The following is a 4,725-nucleotide window of genomic DNA, read 5'->3' on the forward strand; positions in this document are numbered from 1 at the left end:
CCGGTGGGCGACACCAGATCCGGCTGCGTGGTGTTCGCGCTGCCCCCCGGTGTCACCCCGACGAAGATCAGATACACGCCGTCGTCGGGTATCTCAAAAGACGTCGGCGAATGGCTGTACCCCTAGCCCCGGTGGTCGGCGTGGTGACCGTGGTGGCGGTGACGCTCACCGGCGGCTGCGGGTGGCAGGACCCGGTGATGTCGTCGCAGCGGTCGGCGAAGACCGTGTTCCCGGAGACGCCGACGGTGCCCGGAACGGAGTTGATCCGGTTGTGGGCCGCGCATTCGCTGCCCTGTGATCATCCGATCGGCATCGGCGACGTCCCCGCCGACCCGTACCGGCTGCTGCCGGAGAAGATGTGGCCGAGCACCGCCGACGTCGCATCCCGATTGCGTTCGGTGACCGCAACCGGCGCCCAGGATTTCATCCTGGACCGGCTGCAGGTGCTCGGGGCGGTGGTGCGGCAGGCCCAGACCGAGATCGCCAGTCAGGTGGTGGACGCCACCCGCCGACTGGACACCGCGGGCGGCGGCCCGGTCGCCGAGGACTCGGTCCGACAGCAGAGCACCCAGGCGATCAGGCTGGACCACGACAGCTATGTCGCCGCGGTGGACCATGTGGTCGGTGAGCTGGAGTTCGGTGCCGCCCTGCCGAGTGCCCAGATCGGCCACAAGTACCGACTCGAGCTGGTCTGCCCGGGCGAATGATCCCCGGCCGGTCTCCGGCTGATTTCTGCACAGTCCGGAGTCGGTGCACAGCGGGGCGACCGGGCCGTCGCGGCCGGCGATGTTGGTCGCCCGCCGCGGTTACCGTCGGCCCATGCGAACCGAGCTACCCGCCGGCCGGCTGCGCCGGCGGCTGGAATCACAACCGGATTCCCACCCCGGCGGCGGCGACAGCGGCGGCGGCGATGACGCGGAGAGCGATCCGAACTCGCTGCTGCCGAGCTGGCAGCCGGACGCCTCGGCCGACGACGGCTGGCTGGCCAAGGTGCGCGCCGACCCCGGCCGGTCCGGGGCGGTGGCGCTGGCCACGATCGCCGCGGTGGCGGTGCTGATCACGGTGTTCACCGTCGTCCGGGACCGGCCCGAGCCGGTGATGTCGGCCAAACTTCCCGCGGTGGAGATGGTTTCGGTTCCGACCTCGACCACGGCCCCGACCGCCGGCCCCAGCGCGGCGCCCGGTGCGGATCAGCCGGTGGTGGTCAGCGTCGTCGGGCTGGTGCACAAGCCGGGCCTGGTGACGCTGGCCGGCGGAGCCCGGGTCGCCGATGCGCTCGGTGCCGCCGGCGGTGTGCTGGACGGAGCGGATACCACCGGGTTGAACATGGCGCGGCCGCTCGGCGACGGCGAGCAGATCGTCGTCGGGATCGCGGCGCCGTCCGGGCAGCCGACCGTGCTGGGCAGCTCGGTGAGCGGTGGCCCCACCGGCTCCGGGACCGCCGTACCGGGACCGGCGGTTGCCGCCGAGTCGGCTACCACCGAGTCGGCCGCCCCGGTGGCCGGGCCGATCAACCTCAACACTGCCACGGCCGAGCAGCTGGACGCCCTGCCCGGGGTCGGGCCGGTGACCGCCACGGCGATCGTGGCATGGCGCACGGCGCACGGCGCTTTCCGCAGCGTCGACGACCTGGCCCAGGTGGACGGAGTCGGCCCGGCACGCCTGGAGAGGCTGCGGCCGCTGGTCCGGGTCTGACCGGATATCCGGCGGGCACCGGTGTCGGATCGGCTGGACATCCGGCTGGTACCGGCGGCGCTGGCCGGGTGGCTGGTCACCATCGCCGGCATCCTGTGGCCGGTCGGCCGGGTGGCGGCGGTGCTGTCTGCGGCGGCGGGCCTGGCGGCCGGGGTGGCCTGGTGGGCGGCCGACCGCCGACGCCGACCGGGGTGGCGGCTGCTGGCGGCGAACCTGGCGGCGGTGGCGGCGGTGGGTGCCGGCTTCGGGCTCGCCGTCGCGCTGCGGGCCGACGCGGTGCGCCAGCACCCGATCACCGCCGGCTACGGGACGGTCGCACCGGTGACGGTCACCCCCAGCGAGAGCGCGCTGCCCGCTGGGGCCCGCCGGCTGATGCTGCGGGCCACCCTGCAGCAGGTGGCCGACGAGCCGATGACCGGCCGGGTGGTGGTTTTCGCCTCCGGCCTGGAGTTCGCCGAGTCGATGGTCGGCCAGCCGATGCGGTTCCCGGCCCGGATCAGCCGCCCGGCCCGGCACGACCTGACGGTGGCGGTGCTGACCGCGACCGGGCCGCCGACCTGGGGCCGGGCCGGCCCCGTGGCGCGGGCGGCGCACGCGGTCCGCTCCCGGTTCGCGGCCGCCGCCACCCGGGTGCTCCCGGCCGAGCAGGGCCGGCTGCTGCCGGCGCTGGTTCTCGGCGACATGTCGGCGATCGGCACCGTCACCGGCCGCGAGTTCCGCATCGCCGGCCTGACCCACCTGATGGCGGTCTCCGGGGCCAACGTCACGATCGTCTGTGGCGCGGTGCTGTTCTCGGCCCGCATGATCGGCCCACGGTCGGCGGCGGCGCTGGCCGCGGTGGCGCTGCTGGGCTTCGTCATCGTGGTCCAGCCCACCGCCAGTGTGCTGCGGGCGGCGGTGATGGGCGCGATCGCCCTGCTCGGGGTGGTGTCGGCCCGGCAACGCCAGGCCATTCCGAGTCTGTCCGGCAGTGTGTTGGTGTTGCTGGCGGCGGCGCCGCAGCTGGCGGTGGACGTGGGGTTCGCCCTGTCGGTGGTTGCCACCGCGGCGCTGGTGGTGATCGCGCCGGGCTGGTCGGCCCGGCTGACGGCGCGGGGCTGGCCCAAACCGCTCGCCGATGCGATGTGTGTGGCGTGGGCCGCCCAGGCGGTGACCGCCCCGCTGATCGCCGGCATCTCCGGTCGGGTCAGCCTGGTCGGTGTGCTGGCCAACCTCGCGGTGTCGGCGCTGGTCGCCCCGATCACCGTGCTGGGCAGCGCCGCGGCCGGGCTGTGCGGGCTGTGGCCCGCGGGCGCGCAGCTGCTGATTCGCTTCACCGGTCCCGAGCTGTGGTGGGTCTGCCACATCGCGCACTGGGCCGCCGCGGTGCCGGGGGCGGCGATCGCCGTGCCGGCGGGCCTGGTCGGCGCCGTCGCGGTCGCCGCGGTGACGGTGCTGATCGTCGTGTCGTGGCGGTGGCGGTGGGGCCGGCACGGCGTCGCGGCGCTGGCGGTGCTCCTGGTCGCCTGGTCGCTGGCCGAGGCGCTGACCGGGAGCGCCGCATCCGGTGTCGGCCGGGCGTGACACGATTGCCCGGTGAGCCAGCCCGTTTCGCCGCTGCACCTGATGCTCGGCGACGAGGAGCTGCTGGTCGAGCGGGCCGTCGCGCGGGTGCTGGCGCAGGTGCGCGGTGGAGCCGGCGGCGCGAACGGTGCGGAGATCCCGGTGGACCGGCTGCGGGCCGGCGATGTCGAGACCGGTGAGCTCGCCGAGTTGCTGAGTCCGTCGCTCTTCGCCGACGAGCGGGTGGTGGTGCTCGAGGCGGCCGCCGAGGCCGGCAAGGATGCCGCGGCGCTGATCGGGTCCACCGCGGCCGACCTGCCGCCGGGGACCGTGCTGGTGGTGGTGCACTCCGGCGGCGGGCGCGCCAAGGCCCTCGCTGGCCAGCTGCGCGACCTGGGGGCCAGCGTGCACCCGTGCGCCCGGATCGGCAAGCCCGCCGAGCGCGCCGATTTCGTGCGTGCCGAGTTCGCCGGGTTGAAGGTGAACGTCGACACCGCCACCGTCACCGCCCTGCTCGACGCCGTCGGCTCCGACATCCGGGAGTTGGCGTCGGCCTGCTCGCAGCTGGTCGCCGACACCGGGGGAGACGTCGACGTCGCCGCGGTGCGCCGGTACCACAGCGGCCGGGCCGAGGTGAAGGGCTTCGACGTCGCCGACCGAGCCGTCACCGGTGACGTCGCCGGGGCGACCGAAGCGCTGCGCTGGGCGATGATCCGCGGCGAGGCGAACGTGGTGCTGGCCGACGCGCTGGCCGAGGCGGTGCATACCATCGCCCGGGTGCGGCCACTCTCCGGCAACCCGCAACGCCTGGCCGCCGACCTGAAGATGCCGCCGTGGCGGGTGCAGAAGGCTCAGCGTCAGGCTCGGAACTGGTCACCGGAGACGGTGGCGACCGCGGTGCGGCTGGTCGCCACGCTGAACGCCGACGTCAAAGGGGCCGCCGCCGATGCCGGCTACGCGCTGGAGGCCACCGTGCGCCGGGTCGCCGAGCTGGCCGCCGGCCACCGCTCCGGGTAGGCCCGGCTGACGATCAGAGCTTGTTGAGCGCGCGGGCCAGCGCGGACTTCTTGTTGGCCGCCTGGTTCTTGTGGATCACACCCTTGCTGGCGGCCTTGTCCAGCTTGCGGCCGGTCGACTCCAGCAGCTCGGCGGCCTTCTCCTTGTCGCCGGTCTCGGCGGCCTCGCGGAACGCGCGGATCGCGGTGCGCACCGACGACTTCACCGCCTGGTTGCGCTGCCGGGCGCGCTCATTGGTCCGGATGCGCTTCACCTGCGACTTGATGTTGGCCACGGGGCAGTTCCTTCGTAAAACCGTCAGCTGGGGGTGCGTACCCGCGATCCGGGCAGCGGTTGTTCAGGCTACCAGCCGCAACGGCCGATCTTCAAAACCGCGGCGTGCCTCACCTATTTTGAGCGCGTGGCCGGTGGTGGTGCCTCACCTATTTTGAGCGCGTGCCCGGAAGGCTTGCCTGATGGAAGGCAAGATCG

At 73.9% G+C, this 4,725-nt stretch carries 5 protein-coding genes; 4 read left to right on the forward strand and 1 reads right to left on the reverse strand.

What is annotated here, in order from left to right:
- Window positions 1-110 precede the first annotated feature (110 nt).
- The 4 genes from AC2VNT_RS01195 (at window position 111) to holA (ending at window position 4,254) form a co-directional block, all read left to right on the forward strand.
- Complete coding sequence (locus AC2VNT_RS01195; RefSeq protein ID WP_486945119.1) at window positions 111-707, forward strand: hypothetical protein; 597 nt, start codon at window positions 111-113, stop codon at window positions 705-707.
- Window positions 708-819: 112 nt separating this feature from the next.
- Entirely contained in the window at window positions 820-1,695 is an 876-nt protein-coding gene (locus AC2VNT_RS01200) for a ComEA family DNA-binding protein (RefSeq protein WP_486945120.1), read from the forward strand.
- A 21-nt stretch (window positions 1,696-1,716) separates the two neighbouring features.
- Window positions 1,717-3,258, forward strand: a complete 1,542-nt coding sequence (locus AC2VNT_RS01205) for a ComEC/Rec2 family competence protein (RefSeq protein ID WP_486945121.1) — start codon at window positions 1,717-1,719, stop codon at window positions 3,256-3,258.
- 12 nt (window positions 3,259-3,270) lie between these two features.
- Window positions 3,271-4,254 carry a DNA polymerase III subunit delta gene (gene holA, locus AC2VNT_RS01210; protein ID WP_486945122.1) on the forward strand — a complete coding sequence of 328 codons (984 nt, stop codon included), beginning with the start codon at window positions 3,271-3,273 and terminating at the stop codon, window positions 4,252-4,254.
- A 13-nt stretch (window positions 4,255-4,267) separates the two neighbouring features.
- On the opposite strand, the gene rpsT is transcribed toward holA, so the two are convergent.
- A complete protein-coding gene (gene rpsT / locus AC2VNT_RS01215; RefSeq protein ID WP_486945123.1) occupies window positions 4,268-4,528 on the reverse strand; it encodes a 30S ribosomal protein S20 in 261 nt (86 codons plus the stop codon).
- Window positions 4,529-4,725 lie beyond the last annotated feature (197 nt).

Source organism: Mycobacterium sp. TH-M15 (assembly GCF_057473705.1).

Excerpts from the sequence above, each read along its gene's own strand:
- AC2VNT_RS01200 (WP_486945120.1), top strand. The coding sequence starts at position 820 with ATGCGAACCGAGCTACCCGCCGGCCGGCTGCGCCGGCGGCTGGAATCA.
- AC2VNT_RS01195 (WP_486945119.1), top strand. The coding sequence starts at position 111 with ATGGCTGTACCCCTAGCCCCGGTGGTCGGCGTGGTGACCGTGGTGGCG.